The following is a 22,551-nucleotide window of genomic DNA, read 5'->3' as shown; positions in this document are numbered from 1 at the left end:
GTCATCCATGTTTTTAGCTCAGATTTCTGACATGCACTTTCGCAGCCACGGCCGCAAACTGTATGACTTTATCGACGTGAACGGCTGTAACGCCGAAGTGGTCAGCCAGCTTAACGCGCTGGAAGAACAACCGGATGCGGTGGTGATCACCGGCGATATCGTTAACTGCGGTTTGCCGCAGGAATATGAGGTGGCGCGCCGCACGCTGGGCAACCTGCGCTATCCGTTGTTTATCATTCCCGGCAACCACGACGACAAAGCGCAGTTTCTGGAAGCGCTGCATCCGCTGTGCCCGCAGCTCGGTACCGACCCGCAAAATATGCGTTACGCCATCGATGATTTCCCGATGCGTCTGCTGTTTGTCGATTCCAGCCTGGCCGGAGAATCGAAAGGATACCTGACGCTCGAAACGCTGGCGTGGCTGGAAGGTCAGCTGGAGCAGGGCGGCGATAAACCGACGGCGGTGTTTATGCACCATCCGCCGGTGAAAGTGGGTTCGGCGCAGATGGACGCGATTTCCTGCGAAAACGGCGATCAGCTGCTGGCGCTGATCGACCGTTTCCCGTCGCTGGTTCGCGTGTTCTGCGGCCACACGCACCGCCTGATTTTCACCCAGTACAAACAGGCGATCATCACCACCATTCCCGGCACGGTGCATCAGGTGCCGTATTATCATCACAATCCGGCACCGTTTTATAACCTCGAACCGGCGGCCTGCGTGATGCACCGTCTGGTGGATAACACCGGGCTGGTCAGCTATCTGCATCCGCTGTCGCAATATCCGGGGCCGTATCTGTATGACGCGCAAATCAGTTGCCCGGCGGATGAGCAATGATGTCTGGCATTCGTCTGGAAAATATTACCAAACAGTTTGAAGGCAGCACGGCGGTGAATAAGCTGTCGCTGGAGATTGCCGACGGCGAATTTCTGGTGCTGGTCGGGCCGTCGGGGTGTGGCAAAAGTACCTTGCTGCGCCTGCTGGCGGGTCTTGAAGAGGTCAGCGACGGGCGCATTATGCTCGACGGCAATGACATCTCCGGGCTGTCGCCGCGCGAACGAAATTTCTCAATGATCTTCCAGAACTACGCGCTGTTCCCGCACATGACCGTGGAACAGAACATCACCTTTGGCATGCGTATGCGCAATGAGCCGAAAGATCAGCACCAGGCGCGGGTGGATCGTGTTGCCGGATTATTACAACTGGAGCCGTTGCTCAAACGTAAACCCGGTAAGTTATCCGGCGGCCAGCGTCAGCGTGTGGCGATGGCGCGCGCCATTGTGCGCGATCCGAAGCTGTTTCTGATGGATGAACCGCTGTCGAATCTCGATGCGCGGCTGCGCACGGAAGTGCGTGACGGCATCATGCAACTGCATCAGCAACTGAAAACCAGCACCGTTTATGTCACTCACGATCAGATGGAAGCCATGACCATGGCGGATCGGATCGCCGTGCTGGATAAAGGCCATCTGCAACAAATTGGCGCGCCGGAAACGCTGTACGCGCATCCGGCCAACCTGTTTGTCGCCGGATTTATCGGCACCCCGTCGATGAATCTGTTTTTGCTGCCGTGCGCCGCTGGCGTGCTGACAGTCGAAAACCAGCCGGTCCGTCTGCCGCAAACTGAACATGCGCAGGCGCTCGATGAGGTGTATCTGGGCATCAGACCCGAACATATCAGCGACCGGCCGGTGGAAGGCGAAAGCCTGCAATTGCAGGCGACGCTGACCTATCGCGAGCTGCTCGGCGCGGAGTATCTGTGCCATGCCGACACGCCGCTCGGGAAAATCCGTTACGTACGTAAAAACCAGCTGCGGGAAAACAGCGGGGACATTCCACAACCCGGCGACCGCATTACTTTGTATTTCTCTTTGCACGACCTTCATCTTTTTTCAGGCCAAAACCAGCAGAATCTGCACCGGGAGAATCACCATCATGCGTAAAGTATCTGTGCTGGCGCTCGCCATCGGCTTTATTGCCGCAGGTACGGCGTCCGCCAAAGAAAATATCGATTTCATGTTCCCTGCACCGGTTGACGGCAAGCTGACCATGGAAATGACCCGCGTTATCAAAGAGTTCAACCAGTCACAAAATGATGTGGAAGTGCGCGGGATATTTACCGGCAGCTATGACACCACCAAAGTGAAAGCTGAAGCGGCAGCGAAATCTGGCCAGCCACCGGCGCTGGTGATCATGTCCGCTAACTTCACGGCGGATCTGGCGATCAAAAACGAAATTCTGCCGATGGACGAACTGTTCAAATTCGGCGACCAGAAAGCCACGCCGTTCCTGACGCAAAACTTCTGGCCTGCCATGCGCCAGAACGCTCAGCTTAACGGCGTCACTTACGCGATCCCGTTCCATAATTCGACGCCTATTCTCTATTACAACAAAGACATGTTCGCCAAAGCGGGCATTACCGCGCCGCCGAAAGACTGGGATGAATTGCTGGAAGACTCGAAAAAGCTGACGGATTCGGCGAAAGGTCAGTGGGGGATCATGTTGCCATCGACCAACGATGACTACGGCGGCTGGATTTTGTCGGCACTGACCCGCGCCAATGGCGGCCAGTATTACAACGCCGATTATCCGGGCGAAGTGTATTACGACAAACCATCCACCCTGGGCGCGCTGCGCTTCTGGCAGAATCTGGTATACCGCGACAAAGTGATGCCGTCGGGTGTGCTGAACTCCAAGCAAATCAGCGCGGCGTTCTTTTCCGGCAAACTCGGCATGGCGATGCTGAGCACCGGTGCACTGGGCTTTATGCGTGAAAATACCAAAGATTTTGAGCTGGGCGTGGCGATGATGCCTGCCAAAGTGCGTAACGGTGTCACCATCGGCGGGGCGAGTCTGGTGAGTTTTAAAGGCATTTCCGATGACCAGAAAAAAGCGGCTTACACCTTCCTGCAATATCTGGTCAGCCCGAAAGTGAACGGTGCCTGGAGCCGCTTTACCGGCTATTTTTCACCGCGTATGGCGTCTTATGACACACCGGAAATGAAAGAATATCTGGCGAAAGATCCGCGTGCGGCGATTGCGCTGGAGCAGCTGAAGTACGCCTATCCGTGGTATGCGACGTATGAAACCGTGGCGGTGCGTCAGGCGATGGAAAATCAGCTGGCGGCGCTGGTTAATGATGAGAAAGTCACGCCGGAAGCGGCGGCGGCACAGGCACAGAAAGACGCCGACACCATCATGAAACCTTATGTGGAATCAACGGCACTGACTGTTCCAAAGTAGGTGATCTCGCTCCTTCCCCTTTACGAGGGGAAGGAGCAAAAAAATTACTTCAGCCAGCCCTGCTGGTGGGCGTTGTCCAGATGGCTGCGGATATGCAGCCACAGTTCAGGATGGATATCGGCGATAAAGGCATTACGGGCTAACACCTGCTCCAGACGGATATTGTTCTCCACCCAGCTCTGCCCCTGATTATTCAGGTTCATGATCATCGGCATCACGCGGTCGATCACCAGCGCAAAGCGCGCTTCCGGGGTTTCACCCGCTTCGTATTCATTCCACAAATCCAGGAATTGTGTGTTCAGCGGTGCAGGCAGCAGGCCGAACAGGCGTTTCGCGGCAATGATTTCCTGATCGTGAACTGCTGCGCGGGCAGCGAGATCGTAAACCAGCACATCACCGGCATCGATTTCGACGATGTCGTGGATCAAAGCCATACGGATGACTTTATTGATATCAACGCCTTCCGGTGCGAAAGGGGCCAGGGACATTGCTGCCACGGCGAAATGCCAGCTATGTTCTGCGGAGTTTTCCTGACGCTCAGTGCCTAACACTTTGGTGCGACGTTGCACGCTTTTCAGTTTGTCGATTTCCATCAGGAACTGAAAAACTTCGGTCATTGCGCCGAAATTCAGCGGGGTAGTGGCTGCAGACATACTAAAACCTTAGTCATATTGACGGCATGGTAAACGGCGTTATTTCACTTTTCCGCTACACCTTAGTCGCTTGATATAAAAAAATCATGTTTTTGGGTGCGGAAAATGCATGTGTCTCAAAAATGTAATCTGAATGAATTATAAACAAATTGAATGAATTGAAGGGCTTCACACAACGGGGTGAATGAAATGATGATCTGCCTAAGAGACTGTTACATCAGATAATACTCATTTTAAGCTTACAGATGTACACTGGAATGGTTCTCAGTTAATCTGATTCTGTTGAACCGTTTTATTAACAATCATTTTCCCTTTTTTGTCTTGAGGATTCTCAACGTATGGGTAAGTTGTCTCCATCCCCACAGGGATATCCGTGGGCCGAAGAAATTGCCAACAGCCTGAGTCACGGCGTTGGTCTGGTTTTCGGGATTGTCGGACTGGTGTTGTTACTGGTTCAGGCGACAGGCGATAACGCCAGCGCCATGGCGATCACCAGTTATAGTTTGTACGGCGGCAGCATGATTTTGCTGTATCTGGCCTCCACGCTGTATCACGCGATACCGCATCAGAAAGCCAAATACTGGCTGAAAAAACTTGATCACTGCGCGATTTATTTGCTGATCGCCGGAACCTACACGCCGTTCCTGCTGATCGGGCTTAACTCCCCGCTGGCAAAAGGATTAATGGCGGTGATCTGGGGGCTGGCACTGTTCGGCGTGATTTTTAAACTGGCATTCGCGCACCGTTTTGAGGTGCTTTCGCTGGTCACCTATCTGACGATGGGCTGGCTGTCACTGATTGTGATTTACCAGCTTGCGACCACACTTTCTCTTGGCGGTGTGATATTGCTGGCGCTGGGCGGCGTGATATACACGCTGGGCGTTATTTTCTACGCCTCGAAACGTTTTCGGTTCGGCCACGCGATCTGGCACGGATTTGTGCTTGGCGGCAGTGCCTGCCACTTTTTAGCCATCTATTTTTATGTCTGATGTGTTTAATTCAATTCAGTAAAGGAAAAGCGGAGCCTGATGCTCCGCTTTTTTGTGCCTGCTATTTCTTACCCGCGTCGTCCGACCACCATTGCACCAGTGAAGGCACCGGCCGCAGATCGTAATGCGCTTCGCCCAGCAGATGATTGAGAATTTTCGCCGATCGCCACGCAGTCAGTGTCAGTTGCCCCTCGGCGCTGCCGTGGCTGTGAATACCGGCATTCACCGCGTAAATGCGGTTCTGCTCCGGGCCGTCCCAGCGCAGATTGAAATTCGGCTGCAGCGGCAGATGCTGCTCGCGGTCATAAGGAATACGATCCAGCAATGGCTCGAGATAATCCGGCAAACCGGGACGGTAGCCGGTTGCCAGGATCACAATATCGGCACTGAAATGTTCCTCGCATTTTTCCAGCCCGTGTTTTGCCTGCAAACTGAAATCGCCGGCCGCATTACGCACGATATGATCCAGTGCACGGTGCGGCAACAAACGCACGTTACGCCGCTGATGCAGCACGTCGAAACGGTGATAAAGCTGCTTGTAGATGTCTTCCAGCGTGTGATAACTGATGCCATCAGAGGGCAGTTTTTGTGTTTCGATTTCCTGCTCGCGCACCTCTTCCGGCAGCGTATAAAAGTAATTCACATACTCCGGCGTGAAATATTCATTGGTGAAAATGGATTCATCCAGCGGCTGGAAGTTAGGGCGTCGTGATATCCAGCTCAGTTCGGTGAACTCGCCCCAGTGGCCGCTCAGCGCGTTGAGAACGATGTCGGCACCGCTTTGTCCGCCGCCGACAACGACCACACGTTTACCGGTGAAATCTGGCTCACGTAGTTCTATTTCTGCGGCGTGAAAACAGTTATCACCCAGCGCCGCCCGTGCCGGTTTTGGGATCCACGGCGCATGGCCGGTGCCGAGGCAAATATTGCGCGCGCGGTGCTCGCCTTTTTCACTCTGTACGATAAATTCCTGTCGCTTATCGTCGAAATCAATGCGCTCAACCGGTTCGGAAAAATGCAAACCCGCAATGCGGTCACACGCCCAGCGCAGATAGTCGGAAAACTCATCGCGGCTGATGATCAGCTGTTCCGTGGCCAGAAAACGGTAAATCTTCTTCTGATCAACCAGATAATTAATAAACGAAAATTCGCTGCGCGGCGCAACGGTAGTGACCAGATCCTGCAGGACGTAGGTCTGCATGGTCGCCGTGGGTAATAACATACCGGGATGCCAGCTGAATTCCGGGTTAGCATCAAAGAAAGCGGCGTTGAGTTTTTCTGTGTCTTTTGCCATGGCGGCGAGACTTAAATTAAAGGGGCCGATACCAATACCAATTAAATCCTTCACGGGCATCTTTCTGTTCCTTATGTTTTTAGGATATTTTGGAAACGACGTTATTAAGCATAGGTCAGCCGACAGCGGCTGACATTTTTCTCGATAACTTATCGAAATATTCCTAAACTCAGTCAGTTCGCCCTCTCTTTCTTAATGATTTAAAAGGATTTGCTATGACCCGCCTGCGCCGTTTTAAACAAGTTGATGTGTTCACCGCTGAGCCACTCAAAGGCAATGCATTGGCCGTGATATTGGATTCGGAAGGACTGACGGATGCCGAAATGTTTGCGATGGCCCGCTGGACCAATCTGGCGGAAACGGCGTTTGTGCTCAAACCGGTTTCACCCGAAGCGGATTACCGTGTGCGGATTTTTACGACCGACAAAGAGCTGCCGTTCGCCGGACATCCGACGCTGGGCACGGCGTACGCGCTGTTGCAAAGCGGGCTGAAGCCAAAAAACGCGGGATATCTGGTGCAGGAATGCGGTGTCGGGCTGGTGCAGGTGAAGCAACTGGCAGATGGCGGTCAGGTATTTTCCGCGCCGCCTGCGCAGATGAAACCGCTGGCGGCTGAACATCACACCTTGCTGGAAACCGCGCTGCGCGGCGGTAATATTCAGGCTGATGTCATGCCGGTTGCGGTTGATATGGGCATCATCTGGCTGGTCGTACGGATGGAAAGTGCGCAGGATTGCCTGAACATCACCGCCGATGCCGCGGCAGTCAGCCAGCTACAAAAACAACTCGGGATTAACGGTATCGCGGTGTACGGTTTACACGATAAAAATGGCCCGGCGGATTATGAAGTGCGGGCGATTATCGATGAGGACGGTGTGCTGAAAGAAGATCCGGTCACTGGCAGCGCCAATGCCTGTCTGGCCCGGGTGCTGAAAGCGGCGAATTTCCCGGATGGCGCTCACATGGCACAAACTTACCGCGTGCGTCAGGGCACCAAACTCCAGCGCGATGGCCGCGTGACGGTCACGTTTGTGGATGGCGAACCCTGGATCGGTGGCGATACCTGTACGCTGATCGACGGCACGTTAGATCTCTGATCAGCGGGGCGTCAGCCCGTGCTGTGCTGTCTGTAACAGATGAATAAATGCCTGCATGTACGGCGTGGCGTTCAGGTTATGGCGGTGCAGCAGCCAGGTGCGGTTTTTTACCGTCGCGCCGTCCACGTTAATCGGGCGGCGGTAAAAATGCTCCGGCAGCGGTAAATAAGTGGCGACAATCGCGTAACCCAGCCCGTGTTCCACCATCGCCATGCACACTTCCAGTTTGTCGACTTCCATCGTGACAGTCGGCGCATGGGAAAAGTTGGCATTCCACCAGCGCTCAATCAGTTGTGTCACGTGCGGGCCGTGATGAATTTTTATCTGCGGCATGTGCGGCAGCAGGGCGAAATCAAAATCCTGACTGTTGATCAGCACGTAATCATCTTCCTCAATCAGATGCTTGCCTTCCTTCCAGTTAAAATCGTCCTTGACCAGCGCCATATCAATTTCCCCGCGCAACAGTTTCTGAATGATTTCCTCGCTAAAACCACTCATCAGATTCACGCGGATCCCCGGATGCGTCTGCCGGAACTGGCTGAGTAATGGTGGCAGACGGTACGCTGCATAGTTGCTCGACACGCCCAGCGAAATCTCTCCCTGCTGTTCCTGATCCAGACTGTGCAGATTGAGTTTCAGTTGCTGTAAATCGTTGAGCACGGTCAACGCGTGTTGCGCGAGATATTCCCCTTGCGCGCTGAAAACCAGTCCTTTTTGTCCTTCTTCAAACAGACGGATCGCCAGCTTGCGTTCAATCTGGCGCAAACGGTAACTGAGTGCGGGCTGAGAGGTATAAAGCTGCTCTGCCGCCCGGGTAATGTTTTTATGCTGATATACCGCCCGCAATATCAGCCAGTCTTTCTCGTTCATCGTTTTCCGCTGCCAGTAAAATCCCTCAGTCATAAAATAATTTTTGCGTAAAAGACGCAACAGATAAAAAGGCTCAATTTGACCGAAAACGTCAAAAGCCCTATTTCTGTAAGGCACAGAGACGACTTATCGCAGTGCCAGATTGTATTCATCCGAAAATATTTTTTGGTTTTTTGCACCATCGCAGGGAATAAACATGTCGAATTGCACTACATCAGTTCATCACGCCGGGGAACAGAAAACTCAGATTATTGCGGCTGTGGATTCACTCGCCGCGCAGGCCAGCGCGCTGGCAATGAATATTCATGCCAACCCTGAACTCAGCTTTGAGGAAGTCGAATCCGCAGCGGCACTGATTGCACCACTGCGCGCGGCGGGGTTTGAGATTGAGGAACAACCTGGCGGCCTGGCGACGGCATTTCGTGCAACCTATGACAGTGGCAAGCCGGGTCCGGTGATCGCGTTGCTGGCGGAATACGATGCGCTGAAGGATCTGGGGCATGCCTGCGGACATAACCTGATTGGCACGGCATCCGTGACGGCCGCGCTGGCGCTGAAACAGCAATCGCATCTGCTGACCGGCAAGCTGGAAGTGATCGGCACACCGGCAGAAGAAGAGGGCGGCGGCAAAATTATTCTCAGCGAGAAAGGCATTTTCGACCATGTGGACGCCGTAATGATGTTCCATCCGCGCGACAAAACCATGGTGGTGCGCGGCGGGCTGGCGTGTGTCGATGCGGTGTTTAAGTTCTATGGCAAAGCGGCGCATGCGGCGTCGGCACCCCAAAATGGCATCAGCGCACTCGATGCGGTGATCCACACTTTCAACGGCATTAACGCCCTGCGTCAAATGTTCACCGACGATGTGCGCGTGCACGGCATCATTTCCGACGGCGGCAGCGCGACCAATATTGTTCCGGCTTATGCGGAGGCGAAGTTCCTGATGCGGGCCAGTACGGTCAGAGGGCTGAGCATTGTTAAACAAAAAGTGTTTGATGCGGCACAAGGCGCGGCGCTGATGGCCGGTGCGCGGCTGGAAGTTGAAGAAGGGCTGACCTACGCCGAGCGCAATAACAATCTGACGCTGGCGGAATACTTTAAACAGAATCTGGACATTCTGGGTGTGGAAGTGGTTCCGCCGCCGCTCAGTGGCGGGATCGGTTCTTCGGATATCGGCAATGTCAGTCAGATAACAGCGGCGATCCACCCGTATATCCGTATCGGTGATGTGCTGCCGCATACACCGGAATTTGCCAAAGCGGCCGGTTCCGGGGCCGGTTTGCAGGCCATGTTGCAGGCGGCAAAAGCGCTGGCGATGACGACAGTGGATTTGTGTCAGGACGGCGCAAAACTTCAGGCCGTGCGGGAAGAGTTTTTAAACTGGAAGTCTCATTTTTAACTTAACAATCAAAATAATAACCTTGGGTAAGAGGACAGGATAATGATGAAAAAAACACTGGCGGCTGCCGTTATGGCACTGACGTTTGGCAGTGCGCTGGCACATGCCGAAGGCGAAACTTTGCGTGTCGGCGCAGATTTAAGTTATCCGCCATTCCAGTTCCGTGATGCGGCGGGCACGCCGACCGGCTTTGAAATTGACGTCACCAATGCCATCTGCAAAGAGATGAAAGTGAAATGTGACTATGTGGTCAGCAGCTTTGACGCTGAAATTCCTTCGCTGATCGCCAAAAAAGTGGATTTCATTTCGCCGCAGGGTGCGACCGAAAAACGTCGCAAAGTGATCGACTTCAGCGATTTTGTGTATCACATCCCGACCAAACTGGTGGTGCAAAAAGGCAGTCCGCTGTTGCCGACGCCGGAATCGTTGCAGGGCAAGCGTATCGCGGTTCAGCAGGGGTCGATTCAGGAAATGTATGCCAATACTTTCTGGCAGCCGAAAGGGGTGGATGTGGTGGCATATGCCGATCAGGACACCATTTATCAGGATCTGGTGGCCGGTCGTTTAGACGGCGCGCTCAGCCCGGCGGTGGCGGTGACCTTTGGTTTCCTCAACAAACCGGAAGGCAAGAATTTTACCCTGACCGGCCCGGAAGTGCGCGACGACAAACTGTTCAGTATCGGTTCGTCGTACGGTCTGCGTAAAGGCGACGACCATATCAAAAAACTGCTCAATGACGGGCTGGCGAAAATCATTGCCGACGGCACCTGGGAAAAGATTAAGACGCAATACTTCGGTCCGCTGGATATATCCGTTCATCAGGAAAAGGCTAAATAATCATGAGTTTGTGCCCGCCTGTTCGTGAGCATTTGTTACCGCTGATGGATGACCTGTTGCGCGAGTTTTCCGGGTTGCACCGGCTTTCCGGCTGCGATGATGCACAACGGGCGGCGCAGCACATGGTGTCTGTGTTGCAGGATCACGGACTGGATGCGCGGCTGATGCAGTGCCCGCTGTATCTCAGCGATCCCCTGGCCGGAAGATTGCGGCTGCCTGAATTTCCGCAATGGCAGTGCGACGCCAAAACCCGTTCGTTCTCGGCCCATTTTCCGCAGGGCGTGGAAGCACAGGGTTATCACGATGACGGCGCCTGTCAGCCGCGTACCGATCTTGAATGGCAACGTTGGGCGCAGGACGTAAAAGGCAAAATTGTGATTGCGGGGCAGGGCTTTGAAGATTACGTGCAACGCCTGTGCGCTGCAGGTGCCGCCGGACTTATCCATATCTGGGGGTCGGCTGAAACCGCACTGCATGAAGAAACCGTCGGGCCGGTCTGGGGGACGCCGGAACCGGATGATTTTCTGCGTTATCCGCGCTTGCCGGTGATTTCCGTTAATCATCAGGATGGTCAGCGTTTGCTGGTGCAGTATCAGCAACACCCGCTGATGACGCTGGAAATCGCCACGGAACTGAATTTTCACGTTGCTGAATGCGGCATGCCGGTGGTGGAGATTCCCGGCCATTCGCCGGAGTTCGTTCTCCTTTCCTCACATTATGATTCCTGGCACGAAGGCGTCACGGATAACGCGACCGGTAATGCGCTTTGTCTGGCGATGGCAATTCATATTCATCAGCAACCACAAACGTTGCTGCGCGGACTGCGGATTATCTGGTGGCCCGGCCATTCCAACGCCCGTTATGGTGGCTCGGCCTGGTACGCTGACAACTACCGCCAGCAACTGAAACAGCATTGCGTGGCACATATTAACGTCGATTCACCGGGGTGTAAGGATGCGGTGAATGTTGTGCTCAATGCCAGTGGTGCGGAATCACAGACCTTTTTAAATGCGGCGGTGAAAGCCGTGACCGGTGAACCGGCGCAGCGCATTACCCCCCTGGGCAAAGGCGGCGATCAGTCATTCTGGGGGTGCGGTCTGCCACTGCATTTTGCCTTTCGTGAAGTCCCGCTGGAAAAAAACAGTCAGTCGCCGGGCAGCGGCGGCGGCTGGTGGTGGCACACGCAAGACGACACTTACGATAAAGTGGATCTGAATATTCTCTGGCGCGATACGCAAATCCACGCGCACTGGCTGGAAGGCCTGCTGACACAACCCGCGCTGCCGCTTGATCCGCTGGCTTACCTGAACGGTTTGCAGCAATCGCTGGCAGAACTCGCCGCCATAATTTCACCTGAATTTGATCTCTTTACCGTGGCTGAAAAATTACAACAATTACAGCCTGTTTTGAGCGAACTGACCACGAACTGGCAGGCGGATCCGCAGACCTGGCAGCGGCAACTGAAACAGGCGATCGCCGGTTTACATCGCCTGCGTTACAGCTCCGTGGATGACTTCCATTACGATCTGAGTTATCGCGGCGGTGCGTTCCCCGGTTTTCAGGAACTGGCTGCACGGCGGGAAGATACCTCGCCGGAAATGTGGCTGATGATGGCAACGCGCTTTCGCCGTCAGCGTGACCGTGCGCTGGCGCTGCTGGACAGCGTGGAGGCTATTTGTCGCTCATGACCAGCAGATACCGGCAGGGCTTGGTGCCGGGATTACTGAATGTGATGGGCAAATCAACGCCGAACGTCAGCGCATCACCCGCGGTTAACGCATATTTTTCATCACCATAATCAATCGTCAGCGACCCCTCCACCATCCATAAACGTTGTTTATAGGCCTGATGGCTCCAGCCCGGATAACTGACGCGAGCCGCCGCTGGCAGCGTAATTTCGACCAGTTCCGCGCCGCCGTTTTCCTCATGCGCCGTCACCTGACGGCGCAGATAACCGATATCCGGATCCTGCCAGACTTCCTGCTGCGCCAGCGGGCGCAAGGGTGCAGGCTGCTCGTTATCTTCTGACAGCAACTGCGCCAGCGACACGCCCAGACTGGCCGCGAGGCGGCCTAACAGACTGGCGCTCGGGCTGCTGTCCTGCCGCTCAATTTTCGAAATCATTGCCTTACTGACGCCCGAACTGCTGGCCAGTTGTTCGAGGCTTAAACCCTGAGATTTTCGCAAAGCCTGCAGGCGCGTGGCGATCAATTGGTCGATTGACATGAGGTAAGTTCCGTTGTTTACTTTTGTGGAAATAATTCTACTATAGTGGAATTAAACGCATAACGGAAGCCACCGGGGAACGACTGATGAAAATGATTACCTGCACTGAACGCCAGCATGCTGTCGCAATTTTGGATATCTTTAATGATGCGATTCTGACATCTACGGCGCTTTATGATTATAAGCCACGCCATATCGACAGCATGACATCGTGGTTTGCCACTAAACTGACCCATAACTTTCCGGTGATTGGGCTGGAAGACGCGCAGGGGACGTTACTGGGTTTTGCCAGTTATGGCACGTTCCGCGCCTGGCCTGCGTATAAATATTCGGTCGAGCATTCGATTTATATCCATAAAGATCATCGTGGAAAAGGGTTGGGAAAAATCCTGCTAAGCGCACTGGTGGAAGCTGCCCGTGAACGGGGCGTGCATACGCTGATTGGCGCCATTGATGCGGCTAACAGTGGCAGTATTGCCCTGCACGAAAAAAATGGATTCAGTCATACCGGCACGATTAAACAGGCGGCTTTCAAATTTGATCGCTGGCTGGATCTGGCTTTTTATCAGATGATCCTCGAAACGCCCTTAAAACCGGTTGCAGGCTGAGGGCGCCGCGCTGAATGAGAAAGCAAGAGCCGGAGGGCGCGGGTGTTCACGGCGATTTATGCTGGCAGTTATCCAGTCGCAAACGTGAGGCATAAAATGTCAGGTAAAACAGAAGTCATCAAAGATAAGGCATGGGGAAATATTGCCTGTGTGCAGAGCCAGGATCCTCGCTGGCAGGCGGTCGTCAACTGTGATGCGAATGCGGATGGTAAATTTGTTTATGCGGTAAAAACCACCGGAATTTACTGCGCACCGTCGTGTCCGTCGCGGCAGCCTAATCCGGAAAATGTTATTTACTTTGATGATGCCGAAGCCGCAGAACAGGCAGGATTCCGTCCCTGCAAGCGTTGCCGTCAGGGGCTGATTTCACTGGCGCAGTTTCATGCTCAGCGTGTGGCTCAGGCCTGCCGGTTGCTGGAACAATCAGCCGACATGCTGACGCTGAATCAGCTGGCTGCCAAAGTGGGCATCAGTGCATATCATTTTCATCGCCTGTTTAAAGCACAAACCGGCGTGACACCTAAAGAGTACCAACAGGCGCAGCGAGCACGCCGGGTACGTGAAAAACTGGCAGATTCTGCGACGGTCACCGAGGCGATCCACGCGGCGGGCTATCCTTCTGATGGCCGGTTTTACGAAACCTCCGTGGCGACACTGGGTATGACGCCGCAAAATTTCCGCTCCGGCGGCCGTGATGTACGCGTCTGGTTTGCCATCGGTAAATCTTCTCTCGGCGATATACTGGTCGCCGAAAGTCAGCGGGGGATCTGCGCCATTTTGCTGGGAGATGACCCTGAAAAGCTGATTAACGAACTGCAAAACAGTTTTCCGCAGGCAGAATTACTGGGCGGTGATCCGGATTTCGAGCAGCGTATTGCCCTGGTCGTCGGCTTTGTGGAAGCGCCAGAGATGGGTCTGGATTTGCCGCTGGATATTCGCGGCACGGCTTTCCAGCAGCGTGTCTGGCAGGCATTGCGTGATATTCCGCCGGGAACAACAGCCAGCTATGCCGAGATCGCCAACAAAATTGGCTCGCCGAAATCCGTCCGCGCAGTGGCCGGGGCCTGCGCCGCGAACCTGCTGGCGGTCGCCATCCCCTGCCATCGGGTGGTGAAAACCGGTGGCAATATTTCCGGTTACCGCTGGGGGGTAGAACGAAAACGCAGTTTGCTGGCGCGGGAAGAGAAGGGCTGACTATACTGAGCAGACTTTATGATCTCATGAACTTTTTTATAACGAGGGATGCCGTGCCAGCCTGCACTTTACGGATTGCTGAACCCAAAGATATCGATGCTCTTGCTCAATTACATGTTGCCATCTGGCGTGATACTTATCGTGAGCTTGCTCCTCCGGAGGCTTTTGTGGCTCTCGATGTACCGCGTCGGCAAGCATTCTGGCAGGATAAATTTGCACATCCTGCTGACGGTCAGGGCATTTTTATTGCGGAAACTGATGGAGCATTCGCCGGATTTTGTCTGGCTTCGGCTTCCTCAAACCCGGAATTTGGCGACATGGCAGAAATCAAATTTCTGTATGTTTCTCCGGCATTTAAACGTCGGGGAATTGGCCGACTGTTGATCGCCAAAGCCGCAAAGCATCTTTCCGCTGAAGGTTTTCGCAGCGCAGGGTTGGGCGTTGTCGAAGGAAACGAACCGGCCATTCGTTTTTACCAGGCTTTAGGTGGCCGCGAAGCCGGACGATATACCGATGCCGGGCCACTCTGGCGCTCGCCTAACATAATCTATGCGTGGCCTGATATTACCGTGCTGACTGCACTGTAAATTCCCCTGGCGGTCAAACCCCCGCCTGCGTCAGTGAATAGCGCAGGCAATATTCACCCACGCAGTGTTTCCAGCCGTTGTTTTTGCTGACCTTCCGGCGTGAAATTATCTGCGCTTAACCAGCGTTCAAACGCAGCTTTCGACGCTGGCCATTCATAGTCGAGAACGGAATACCAGCAGGTGTCACGGTTGTGGCCTTTATTGATGATGGCCTGACGGAACATACCTTCATAGTGGAAACCAAAACGCTGTGCGGCCAGTTTTGATGGCTCATTCAGGCTGTGGCATTTCCATTCGCAGCGGCGATATTTCAGCGTATCGAACAGATAGCGTTGCAGCAGATAAATTGCTTCAGTGCCAAAACGCGTGCGTTTCATCAGCGGAGACCAGTTCACCCAGCCAATTTCGGCAACGCCATTCACCGCATCAATGCGCATCAGAGAAACGCTGCCGACTGCGCGTTGTGTCTGCATATCGACAACCGCAAAGAACAGGGGATCCTCACTTCTGGCCTGTTGAGAAATAAACAGATCGCAATCAGCCTGGGTCGCAGGACGATCGACGGAGAGATATGTCCAGTCGCGATTATCATCAATGCTGTGCCAGGCCCTGAAGAGATCCTGACTATGGCGTTCAACGTTCAGAGGCTCCAGACGACACCAGAGGCCGTCAAGCTGAACATGAGAAGGTCGTTCGCGGGGTTGCCAGTCGGGAAGGGCATCACCAATGGGTTGGCCGAAGTGGTTAAGGGTGGTCATAGCGTTTCCATTTTACTCTCAATGAACTTCCATAAAATCAGAATGGAATGACGCCTGCAACCGGCGCTTTAATAAAAATCCGGAAAGCGGGCGCTTAGCCCGCTTCGTTAATACAGGCCAGTTATAAGCATCCGGCACTGCCACAGATCCTGATTTTTTCCTCAACAACTTTTTGCATCGCCAGTTTTCCAGGCACGATGTATTTGCGGGGATCATTAGCATCCGGATGTTGTGCAAAATACTCTTTTACCGCGCCGGCAAATGCGATTTTCAGCTCGGTCGCAACATTGACTTTGCAGATCCCAAGTTCTATTGCCTGACGGATCATGCTTTCAGGAATACCGGACGCACCATGCAGGACCAGCGGGACATCGACCTGCTGACGGATTTGCCCAAGGCGGCAGAAGTCCAGTTTCGGTTCGCCCTGATACAGACCATGCGCGGAGCCAATCGCAACGGCCAGCGAGTCAATGCGTGTGGATTCAACAAAGTGCCTGGCCACAACGGGATCGGTGAAAAAACTGTCGCCTTCGTCTACCACCAGATCGTCTTCCTGCCCGCCAAGACGGCCGAGTTCTGCTTCGACACTGGCATCAAAGGCATGACACAACCGTACAGTTTCACACACGTGTTGGATGTTTTCTGCCAGCGGGAAATGTGAAGCATCAATCATTACGGAGCGGATCCCCGACCGGACTTTGTTTTCGATATCGCCCTGATCTTCATGGTGGTCCAGATGCAGCGCCAGTGGAATGCGATACTTCCGCGCAGCCTCATGGCATATCGAGATCAGGTAGTCTGTACCTGCATAACTGAATGTCCCCGGCGTTCCGGCAAGGATCACCGGAGAACTCATGGCTGCCGCCGTTTCTGCCACGACTTGTACCGTCTCGAGGTTGTGAACGTTGAAAGCGGGGACGGCGTAACCTCCGCGCTGAGCTGCGAGCAGCATTTCCCTGTTTGAAATCAGATACATTTTCTTAGCCTCCCGTCATATCCAGCAAAATCTTTCCCGTCATCGGCTTGCCAGCCAGTGCCGTGACGTCCCTGACAAACTCTGCGGGACGGGCAACACTGGCGATCAGGGGGGCCAGGTTTAGTTTATTCTCAGCAAAAAGCTGTATGGCAAGTCGCCACTCACTGCCCGGCCACGGAGAGGAATAGTTCATCCAACTGCCGAGCAAGGTCAGCTCTTTGCGCAGGATATGGCCGAAAGTAGTGACGTCTAAAGTCAGGTCTTTGTGTAAGGTGCCGACCAGCGCGATTTGCGCTTTGGGGCCTGCGATATTGAGAGACAAGGCCACGGTTTGCGCTGTGCCTGCTGTTTCAATAATCAGCTGATTAAAGCGCCGTTCATGAGTTTGCTGGCGGATTTCATCGGCGTTGCATATTGCGCTGTTATAAACGTGGCTGGCACCTGTTTCCTGCGCCAGGGAAAGGCGCTGCGGATTGATATCGATCGCTGTCACCGATTTAGCCCCCAGGGCGCTGGCTGCCTGAATAAGCAACTGCCCGATGGTGCCGGCTCCAATGACTATCACTTCTTTACCCTCACAGCCTCCTGCCAGCTTCAGGGCATGCAAGCCAACGGTGAGCGGTTCCAAAAAAGCGCCTTGCAGAAGTGAAAAATTCTCCGGCAATTTAAATAAGTTTTTACGCGAAACCACGATAAATTCAGCATGGCCGCCACTCCGTCGGGAGCCAATAAATTGATAATGCTTACATTGGGAATACGCTGTTTTGCGGCACTCTTCGCACTGAAAGCATGGCAATAAAGGTACGCAGGCCACGGCATCCCCCTCATATAAATCGCTGACTTCTTCTCCGGTGCTAACGACGTGACCACTGAATTCGTGGCCTAATGTGATGGGATAAAAATGTGAACTGCTGGCGAAAATACGCGGGATATCGGATCCGCAAAGCCCGGAGTAGGCAATGCGAACCAGAACCTCATCGGGTGCACTCAGCGTGGGAGCCGGTTGCTCTTCAATAGTTATCCTGCTGTCAGCATGTACAACAACTGATTTCATAGTCAGATTCCTTAAGCGGGGGATTTCCCCCCGCCGGGATGAAAAGTTAAGAGTTAGCCAGTGAAGCGGCTACCCGCTTTTCTGTTTGTGTGAATTGACGGGCGCGACGCCATGTCAGGAATACACCGATGGCGTAAATAACGCCGATGATGGTGAGCCCGGCGACGTTTTTGAGCGTGCAAAGTTGGATGAGTAAATACGTGATCGGCGAGCCGCCCTGATCCATTGAAGCTACTCTTCCTCCAGCCGTGAGTGCACCCGCATTTGCAGCCAGTTGGGTATGTAAATCAATGGTCTGCGTCGCTATCCACAGTGTGATGCTCATGATGATGCAACCCGAAATCAGCGTGCGGAACAGGTTGCCCTGATGCACGGCCACCGCGATGGCAACGAAGAAGCCGATAGTGGCGAGGTCACCAAATGGCAAGACCTGATTTCCCGGGACAAGCACGGCGATAAGGATTGTCAGAGGAATAAAAATCAGGCTGGCTGAAACAACGGCGGTATGACCGAGTAATAAAGCCGGATCCAGACCAATCAGGAACTCCTGTCCACCAAAGCGGGCTTGCAGACGTGTACGGGCATGGCGGGCAATGGGCGTTAAACCGTCCATTATCGGTTTGATGACTCGTGGCATCAGAAGCATAACCGCAGCGGTTTTAACGGCCAGCTGCAATACGCCTTTGACGTCGTATCCCGCGAGGTAACCAATAATCAGCCCCATCACGAAACCGACGGTGACGGGTTCACCGAACGGACCGAAACGCTTTTGCACATCATCAGCGCTGAAGTGAATTTTGTTCAGCCCTGGGATCTTCTCAATGAGGGTATCAACCAGTACCGCAATCGGGCCGAGATACGCCGAGGAACCATGGGGGATGGCAATACCGTCCAGATTAAAGAAGTCACGCGTATCCTTTGCAAACCAGTCGCCCAGCTTGTAGATGAATGCCGCATGCAAAACGACCCCCATGATCCCCAGCCAGTAAGAACCGGTGGCGAGGTGCAACATGGCACCGGTGAAAGTCATGTGCCAGATATTCCAGATATCCACATTGACGACACGTGTCATACGCGTCAGCAACATGACGATGTTCACACCGATCGCAATCGGAATAGCGACCAGCGCGATTTGTGATGCCCAGGTCATTGGCGACGAACCCGGCCAGCCAATATCGACGACCTGCAGGTTAATTTCGAAATGCTCTGCCATGGCTTTTGCCGCAGAGCCGATGGAGTCGAGCATCAGGCCAATGACCAGACCGATCCCGACAAAGCCAATACCAATATGAATCGCAGATTTAAATGAATCCCCCAGTTTCATCCCTAATATCAGAGAGAAAACGATGATCACCCCAGGCAGCATGACTGTCGGGCCGAGATCGAGGATGTAGCGCATGATGTCGGTAAACATGACTTACTCCTGTAACAGGGTCAGTATTTGCTGACGTAACGTATCCATACCCACGCCGGAGATAAACGGCATGCCGTGCACCACCGGAATGTTGCCAAATGTCCGGTCAACTTTGGCGGTGGTACAAATCAGATGGGCACCGTCCATATAGGTTTCGATTTCCGTTACCCGGCACTGAACGAGATCCACATGTATGCCATGCGCCTCACACAATTCTTTGATTTCCTCCGCTGCCAGCGTAGAGGTGGCAACGGCTCCGCCACAGGCGACTATAATTTTTCGCTTCACGGTAAGGCTCCTTAACAGATTGTTTTAAATATTATTTTTTTAGGTAAGACGTCGGGTTTATTGCTGAGAACATTTTCAGGTACAAACGGCGGATCGTTTCTCAGGTGCCGGGATAAAAATGTGCCGTTCAAAAAGCGCGGATAGCTGTTCTTCAGGCGCTGTCAGTAAGCTTTCGAAAAAAACAGGATCCTGTAGCTGGCTGAATAACTGACGTAACAACATCAGCTGTTCAGAAGGATGAGTGACAATCAGGGCAATAATGAGTGTCGCGGGAATCGTTCCCTCATCATCAGCCTGAAAGAATTCCACCGCTGTATCTGGCCTGATCAGATAAATGGCCGGGCTGCGGGCATGGGTGGCTTCGCAATGAGGAATGGCGACGGCGTGGTGTTCAAGCTGAATGCCGGTGGGATATTCAGCCTCGCGATTGACCAGCGCCTGCGGATACGTCGATTCCACCACGCCCTCCTGCACCATGCGCTCACCGATATGCATGAGTGCTTCGTGATAATCCGCAAAGCTGATACCTGTTTTGACGAAGATTTCGCAATTATGCATGGCAGGCTCCTTCGCATGTCGTTTGCAACGGCGTGCAGCCGAAGTGATATGCGCGTAAAACGTCCTGAATTTTATCGATGATAAGTTCATGCGGATCGCTGGCGAGTTCGCCGTTCATCACCCGTTCAAACTGAGCAGGAAGATATTGGCTCAGCAGACCAAGCGGGATATCTGTTGAACGCAGGTTGGCTATTAAAACGTCCATCGCCCGGTTGATGCGTGTATGAGGCCAGTAGTAGCGAATTCGATCGGATAAGCTGAAATGCAGATCGATAAGCGAAAGGCTGAATGTTGGGTTGTAATACTTTTTCCAGTAACCGGGTTCATCCAGCATGACGCCATCAATGACCGTGAGGATCTGGCTACGGCATTCGGGCGCAATCAATACCTGTTCAATGTTGGCCAGGGCAAAGACGGCTTCCCGCAAAGCGAAAGTCAGCGCGGGACCCACTTTCAGGATAGCGAAGTGATCTTTCACCAGGTTGCGGTAGGAATCCCGGGTCTGGTAATCGGTGGAATGTGCCTCATAAACCAGCGGTGTAGTCGCAATATAAGCTGACAGATCCTGAGCAAGATCAGACTGATAGTGAATCACGCGGCTGTGATCGAATTCAACGCCGGGCTGAACCACGATGGCGACGATCCGATCTATGGCATCATTGAGCCCGAGTTCACGAAATGCCTGATGGTGCATATCCAGAGTCGCTTTTGCATCTTTGGCTTCAGTGACATGAACGTGCTGAATCGCCGATGACTCACCGCCTGGAACCGGAACTTCAGTACCGATCACATAGGTCAGCAACGCTTTCTGCTGTGCAGTTGCCACTTCTTCTGCGACCTGACATAAACGCGCCGCGCGCTGAGCCACGACGAAAGGATCCAGAGGAACAGGATCGTCTGCACAGGACATGGATGCATCCAGATGAATTTTGCTGAATCCGGCTTCGACATAACGCGCGATAAGCTCTTGTGCTTTTGCCATCGCTGTTTCGGCGTTTTCGTGCTGCCAGCAGTTTGGCCCCAGATGATCGCCCCCTAAGATCAGACGTTGTAATGGAAATCCGATTTTCTCGGCAATGGCGAGAACGAAATCCCGAAAATCAATTGGCAGCATGCCGGTATAGCCGCCAAACTGATTTACCTGGTTGGAGGTTGCCTCGATGAGCACTTTTCGGCCAGTGTGTAAGTCTTCCCGTAATGCAGCTTCAATCACCAGCGGGTGCGCAGAGCATACTGAGCAGATCCCGATCCTTTCGCCTGTCTTGTGTTTAGCAATAATGTCTTTCATTTTATGCCTCCGTTTATTTCCGAAGAGGATCATACCTTTCCGAAAGGCAAACAATAGCGTTTTCTGCATTATGTGATGGCGATCGAAATGTTTCGTAAGTTTATTGCATTCGTTTTCTTTCGTTTTAGGGGCGTCTCGGGGATTGAAAAGATAACGTCTGAGAATGCAGCAAAGGCACATGCGGAGTTGCTATGCTTCACAGCGCAGGGAATTTTTACTCCTCATTAAGGTGCCTTTTGTTTACACTGTGAGGAATATGACCTTTCGGATTACTCATAATGAATACTTATGAACGTCGCAATAAAATCATTGATTTAGTGAATGAAAATGGCAGTGTTCTGGTCACTGACCTTTCGACTGCTTTCGAAGTTTCAGAGGTGACAATTCGGTCAGACTTGAGTTTGCTGGAACAAAAAGGTGCGCTCAGTCGTTTTCACGGAGGGGCGGCAAAGTGGATCGCAAAGGAAACGCCTGGTCACGAAAAACCACTGGATGAAATGGTTCTGGAAGAGCGTTATCTTCACGCCAGCGACCCGAAAAAACGCATTGCTCAGACCGCCGCGGGGTTGGTTAAACCGGGGGATACCGTGATCCTCGACAGTGGCAGCACGACCATGCTGCTGGCTGAGGAGTTAGTGAAAGCGGGTGATATCACTGTCATTACTAACAACTTACCGGCTGCGTTTGTATTATCAGAAAACCCGGATATCACTCTGGTCGTTTGCGGCGGAACACTACGCCACAAAACGCGCTCGCTACATGGCAACATCACGGAATATGCGTTGCAGGGCATCGTCGCTAACCTCATGTTTGTCGGCGCTGATGGCCTCGACGCGGCCACAGGGATCACCACATTTAATGAAGGCTATAGTATCAGCGGTATTATGGCTGATGCCGCTCAGCGTGTTGTCGTGGTGACTGATTCCACTAAATTTGGCCGACGCGGATATAACCTGGTGCTGCCTATGGAAAAAATCGACACCATCATTACTGACTCCGCTATCAGCGATGATGTGCAGCAGGCGCTCCAACAAACATCGACAGAGATTATTGTTGTTTAATCTTTATCCGGTTTCTGGCTTCAACCTGTGCTGACTTTATGGCCGATGATGATTAAAAGATACTGGCAGAACAGAGGGTTGCGCAGACGCGCAAGAAAATTTTTATCTGTTTCAGTAACAGCTATTGATAAGTGGAAGCGGTATTCAAAAAAGGCCGCA

23 protein-coding genes are annotated in these 22,551 nt (G+C 53.1%); 12 read left to right on the top strand and 11 right to left on the bottom strand.

The genetic code is table 11. From position 1 onward, the window contains the following. The first annotated feature begins 7 nt into the window (after positions 1–7). Genes DXU84_RS18695 through DXU84_RS18685 form a run of 3 tightly spaced genes read left to right on the top strand, consistent with a single transcriptional unit; the run spans position 8 to position 3,241 of the window. Entirely contained in the window at positions 8–835 is an 828-nt protein-coding gene (locus DXU84_RS18695) for a phosphodiesterase (RefSeq protein WP_013576767.1), read from the top strand. After that, positions 835–1,941, top strand: a complete 1,107-nt coding sequence (locus tag DXU84_RS18690) for an ABC transporter ATP-binding protein (protein WP_015690330.1) — start codon at positions 835–837, stop codon at positions 1,939–1,941. Before DXU84_RS18695 ends, DXU84_RS18690 begins: the two co-directional genes overlap by 1 nt. Next, complete coding sequence (locus DXU84_RS18685; RefSeq protein ID WP_037036703.1) at positions 1,934–3,241, top strand: ABC transporter substrate-binding protein; 1,308 nt, start codon at positions 1,934–1,936, stop codon at positions 3,239–3,241. The genes DXU84_RS18690 and DXU84_RS18685 overlap by 8 nt, the downstream gene beginning before the upstream one ends. A gap of 44 nt (positions 3,242–3,285) precedes the next feature. On the opposite strand, the gene DXU84_RS18680 is transcribed toward DXU84_RS18685, so the two are convergent. Next, the gene (locus tag DXU84_RS18680; protein WP_013576764.1) at positions 3,286–3,894 is read right to left on the bottom strand and encodes an HD family hydrolase; all 609 of its coding nucleotides are present in this window, start codon (positions 3,892–3,894) and stop codon (positions 3,286–3,288) included. 338 nt (positions 3,895–4,232) lie between these two features. On the opposite strand from DXU84_RS18680, the gene DXU84_RS18675 reads away from it, so the two are divergent. Beyond that, positions 4,233–4,883: a hemolysin III family protein gene (locus tag DXU84_RS18675; RefSeq protein WP_013576763.1), complete on the top strand. Its 651-nt coding sequence runs from the start codon at positions 4,233–4,235 to the stop codon at positions 4,881–4,883. A gap of 61 nt (positions 4,884–4,944) precedes the next feature. Here DXU84_RS18675 and DXU84_RS18670 read toward each other — a convergent pair whose 3' ends face one another. Beyond that, a complete protein-coding gene (locus DXU84_RS18670) occupies positions 4,945–6,237 on the bottom strand; it encodes a lysine N(6)-hydroxylase/L-ornithine N(5)-oxygenase family protein (RefSeq protein ID WP_013576762.1) in 1,293 nt (430 codons plus the stop codon). A gap of 155 nt (positions 6,238–6,392) precedes the next feature. Here DXU84_RS18670 and DXU84_RS18665 point away from each other — a divergent pair, with 155 nt between their 5' ends. Next, positions 6,393–7,274 (top strand): PhzF family phenazine biosynthesis protein, encoded by an 882-nt coding sequence (locus tag DXU84_RS18665; RefSeq protein WP_153376500.1) that lies wholly within the window; start codon positions 6,393–6,395, stop codon positions 7,272–7,274. Here the strand turns inward: DXU84_RS18665 and DXU84_RS18660 are convergent, their stop codons facing one another. Then, positions 7,275–8,144 carry a LysR family transcriptional regulator gene (locus DXU84_RS18660; protein WP_112151093.1) on the bottom strand — a complete coding sequence of 290 codons (870 nt, stop codon included), beginning with the start codon at positions 8,142–8,144 and terminating at the stop codon, positions 7,275–7,277. Between the two features lie 196 nt (positions 8,145–8,340). Between DXU84_RS18660 and DXU84_RS18655 the strand changes: the two genes are divergently transcribed. From DXU84_RS18655 to DXU84_RS18645, 3 genes are read left to right on the top strand one after another with little or no spacing between them, the layout of a single operon-like run. Further along, positions 8,341–9,543 (top strand): M20 family metallopeptidase, encoded by a 1,203-nt coding sequence (locus tag DXU84_RS18655; protein WP_153376499.1) that lies wholly within the window; start codon positions 8,341–8,343, stop codon positions 9,541–9,543. Between the two features lie 42 nt (positions 9,544–9,585). Beyond that, positions 9,586–10,380 (top strand): transporter substrate-binding domain-containing protein, encoded by a 795-nt coding sequence (locus DXU84_RS18650; protein ID WP_013576758.1) that lies wholly within the window; start codon positions 9,586–9,588, stop codon positions 10,378–10,380. A gap of 2 nt (positions 10,381–10,382) precedes the next feature. Then, positions 10,383–12,068 (top strand): M28 family peptidase, encoded by a 1,686-nt coding sequence (locus tag DXU84_RS18645; RefSeq protein ID WP_153376498.1) that lies wholly within the window; start codon positions 10,383–10,385, stop codon positions 12,066–12,068. Here DXU84_RS18645 and DXU84_RS18640 read toward each other — a convergent pair. After that, positions 12,052–12,606, bottom strand: a complete 555-nt coding sequence (locus DXU84_RS18640) for a helix-turn-helix domain-containing protein (protein ID WP_013576756.1) — start codon at positions 12,604–12,606, stop codon at positions 12,052–12,054. The genes DXU84_RS18645 and DXU84_RS18640 overlap by 17 nt on opposite strands. 86 nt (positions 12,607–12,692) lie before the next feature. On the opposite strand from DXU84_RS18640, the gene DXU84_RS18635 reads away from it, so the two are divergent. The 3 genes from DXU84_RS18635 to DXU84_RS18625 all read left to right on the top strand — a co-directional run bounded on the left by DXU84_RS18635 (position 12,693) and on the right by DXU84_RS18625 (position 14,995). Next, positions 12,693–13,214 carry a GNAT family N-acetyltransferase gene (locus DXU84_RS18635; protein ID WP_037036720.1) on the top strand — a complete coding sequence of 174 codons (522 nt, stop codon included), beginning with the start codon at positions 12,693–12,695 and terminating at the stop codon, positions 13,212–13,214. A gap of 96 nt (positions 13,215–13,310) precedes the next feature. Continuing rightward, positions 13,311–14,408 carry a bifunctional DNA-binding transcriptional regulator/O6-methylguanine-DNA methyltransferase Ada gene (gene ada, locus DXU84_RS18630; RefSeq protein WP_153376497.1) on the top strand — a complete coding sequence of 366 codons (1,098 nt, stop codon included), beginning with the start codon at positions 13,311–13,313 and terminating at the stop codon, positions 14,406–14,408. Positions 14,409–14,461: 53 nt separating this feature from the next. Next, entirely contained in the window at positions 14,462–14,995 is a 534-nt protein-coding gene (locus DXU84_RS18625) for a GNAT family N-acetyltransferase (RefSeq protein ID WP_013576753.1), read from the top strand. A gap of 53 nt (positions 14,996–15,048) precedes the next feature. Here the strand turns inward: DXU84_RS18625 and DXU84_RS18620 are convergent, their stop codons facing one another. The 7 genes from DXU84_RS18620 to gatZ form a co-directional block, all read right to left on the bottom strand. Then, positions 15,049–15,753, bottom strand: coding sequence for a GNAT family N-acetyltransferase (locus DXU84_RS18620; protein ID WP_037036722.1), 705 nt, complete (start codon positions 15,751–15,753; stop codon positions 15,049–15,051). Positions 15,754–15,874: 121 nt separating this feature from the next. Further along, a complete protein-coding gene (locus DXU84_RS18615) occupies positions 15,875–16,729 on the bottom strand; it encodes a tagatose bisphosphate family class II aldolase (protein WP_037036724.1) in 855 nt (284 codons plus the stop codon). A gap of 4 nt (positions 16,730–16,733) precedes the next feature. Then, positions 16,734–17,783: an alcohol dehydrogenase catalytic domain-containing protein gene (locus DXU84_RS18610; protein ID WP_013576750.1), complete on the bottom strand. Its 1,050-nt coding sequence runs from the start codon at positions 17,781–17,783 to the stop codon at positions 16,734–16,736. A gap of 46 nt (positions 17,784–17,829) precedes the next feature. Further along, positions 17,830–19,197 carry a galactitol-specific PTS transporter subunit IIC gene (locus DXU84_RS18605; protein ID WP_153376495.1) on the bottom strand — a complete coding sequence of 456 codons (1,368 nt, stop codon included), beginning with the start codon at positions 19,195–19,197 and terminating at the stop codon, positions 17,830–17,832. Positions 19,198–19,200: 3 nt separating this feature from the next. Continuing rightward, complete coding sequence (gene gatB / locus DXU84_RS18600) at positions 19,201–19,485, bottom strand: PTS galactitol transporter subunit IIB (RefSeq protein WP_013576748.1); 285 nt, start codon at positions 19,483–19,485, stop codon at positions 19,201–19,203. Between the two features lie 75 nt (positions 19,486–19,560). Next, positions 19,561–20,043 carry a PTS galactitol transporter subunit IIA gene (gene gatA / locus DXU84_RS18595; RefSeq protein WP_013576747.1) on the bottom strand — a complete coding sequence of 161 codons (483 nt, stop codon included), beginning with the start codon at positions 20,041–20,043 and terminating at the stop codon, positions 19,561–19,563. Continuing rightward, positions 20,036–21,331 carry a tagatose-bisphosphate aldolase subunit GatZ gene (gatZ, locus tag DXU84_RS18590; protein ID WP_112150848.1) on the bottom strand — a complete coding sequence of 432 codons (1,296 nt, stop codon included), beginning with the start codon at positions 21,329–21,331 and terminating at the stop codon, positions 20,036–20,038. Before gatZ ends, gatA begins: the two co-directional genes overlap by 8 nt. A gap of 278 nt (positions 21,332–21,609) precedes the next feature. Here gatZ and DXU84_RS18585 point away from each other — a divergent pair, with 278 nt between their 5' ends. Then, positions 21,610–22,392, top strand: coding sequence for a DeoR/GlpR family DNA-binding transcription regulator (locus tag DXU84_RS18585; protein ID WP_013576745.1), 783 nt, complete (start codon positions 21,610–21,612; stop codon positions 22,390–22,392). Positions 22,393–22,551 lie beyond the last annotated feature (159 nt).

It is taken from the genome of Rahnella sp. RcJ3 (assembly GCF_009498575.1).
Classification (GTDB): domain Bacteria; phylum Pseudomonadota; class Gammaproteobacteria; order Enterobacterales; family Enterobacteriaceae; genus Rahnella; species Rahnella aceris.
This window is presented reverse-complemented; position numbering and strand designations above follow the sequence as displayed.

Coding starts and splice junctions, on each gene's coding strand:
- DXU84_RS18670 (WP_013576762.1), bottom strand. CDS start 6,237: ATGCCCGTGAAGGATTTAATTGGTATTGGTATCGGCCCCTTTAATTTA.
- gatZ (WP_112150848.1), bottom strand. CDS start 21,331: ATGAAAGACATTATTGCTAAACACAAGACAGGCGAAAGGATCGGGATC.
- DXU84_RS18605 (WP_153376495.1), bottom strand. CDS start 19,197: ATGTTTACCGACATCATGCGCTACATCCTCGATCTCGGCCCGACAGTC.
- DXU84_RS18640 (WP_013576756.1), bottom strand. CDS start 12,606: ATGTCAATCGACCAATTGATCGCCACGCGCCTGCAGGCTTTGCGAAAA.
- DXU84_RS18585 (WP_013576745.1), top strand. CDS start 21,610: ATGAATACTTATGAACGTCGCAATAAAATCATTGATTTAGTGAATGAA.
- DXU84_RS18680 (WP_013576764.1), bottom strand. CDS start 3,894: ATGTCTGCAGCCACTACCCCGCTGAATTTCGGCGCAATGACCGAAGTT.
- DXU84_RS18660 (WP_112151093.1), bottom strand. CDS start 8,144: ATGAACGAGAAAGACTGGCTGATATTGCGGGCGGTATATCAGCATAAA.
- DXU84_RS18610 (WP_013576750.1), bottom strand. CDS start 17,783: ATGAAATCAGTTGTTGTACATGCTGACAGCAGGATAACTATTGAAGAG.
- DXU84_RS18665 (WP_153376500.1), top strand. CDS start 6,393: ATGACCCGCCTGCGCCGTTTTAAACAAGTTGATGTGTTCACCGCTGAG.
- DXU84_RS18655 (WP_153376499.1), top strand. CDS start 8,341: ATGTCGAATTGCACTACATCAGTTCATCACGCCGGGGAACAGAAAACT.
- gatA (WP_013576747.1), bottom strand. CDS start 20,043: ATGCATAATTGCGAAATCTTCGTCAAAACAGGTATCAGCTTTGCGGAT.
- DXU84_RS18685 (WP_037036703.1), top strand. CDS start 1,934: ATGCGTAAAGTATCTGTGCTGGCGCTCGCCATCGGCTTTATTGCCGCA.
- DXU84_RS18650 (WP_013576758.1), top strand. CDS start 9,586: ATGATGAAAAAAACACTGGCGGCTGCCGTTATGGCACTGACGTTTGGC.
- ada (WP_153376497.1), top strand. CDS start 13,311: ATGTCAGGTAAAACAGAAGTCATCAAAGATAAGGCATGGGGAAATATT.
- DXU84_RS18645 (WP_153376498.1), top strand. CDS start 10,383: ATGAGTTTGTGCCCGCCTGTTCGTGAGCATTTGTTACCGCTGATGGAT.
- DXU84_RS18695 (WP_013576767.1), top strand. CDS start 8: ATGTTTTTAGCTCAGATTTCTGACATGCACTTTCGCAGCCACGGCCGC.
- DXU84_RS18690 (WP_015690330.1), top strand. CDS start 835: ATGTCTGGCATTCGTCTGGAAAATATTACCAAACAGTTTGAAGGCAGC.
- DXU84_RS18635 (WP_037036720.1), top strand. CDS start 12,693: ATGAAAATGATTACCTGCACTGAACGCCAGCATGCTGTCGCAATTTTG.
- DXU84_RS18615 (WP_037036724.1), bottom strand. CDS start 16,729: ATGTATCTGATTTCAAACAGGGAAATGCTGCTCGCAGCTCAGCGCGGA.
- DXU84_RS18675 (WP_013576763.1), top strand. CDS start 4,233: ATGGGTAAGTTGTCTCCATCCCCACAGGGATATCCGTGGGCCGAAGAA.
- DXU84_RS18620 (WP_037036722.1), bottom strand. CDS start 15,753: ATGACCACCCTTAACCACTTCGGCCAACCCATTGGTGATGCCCTTCCC.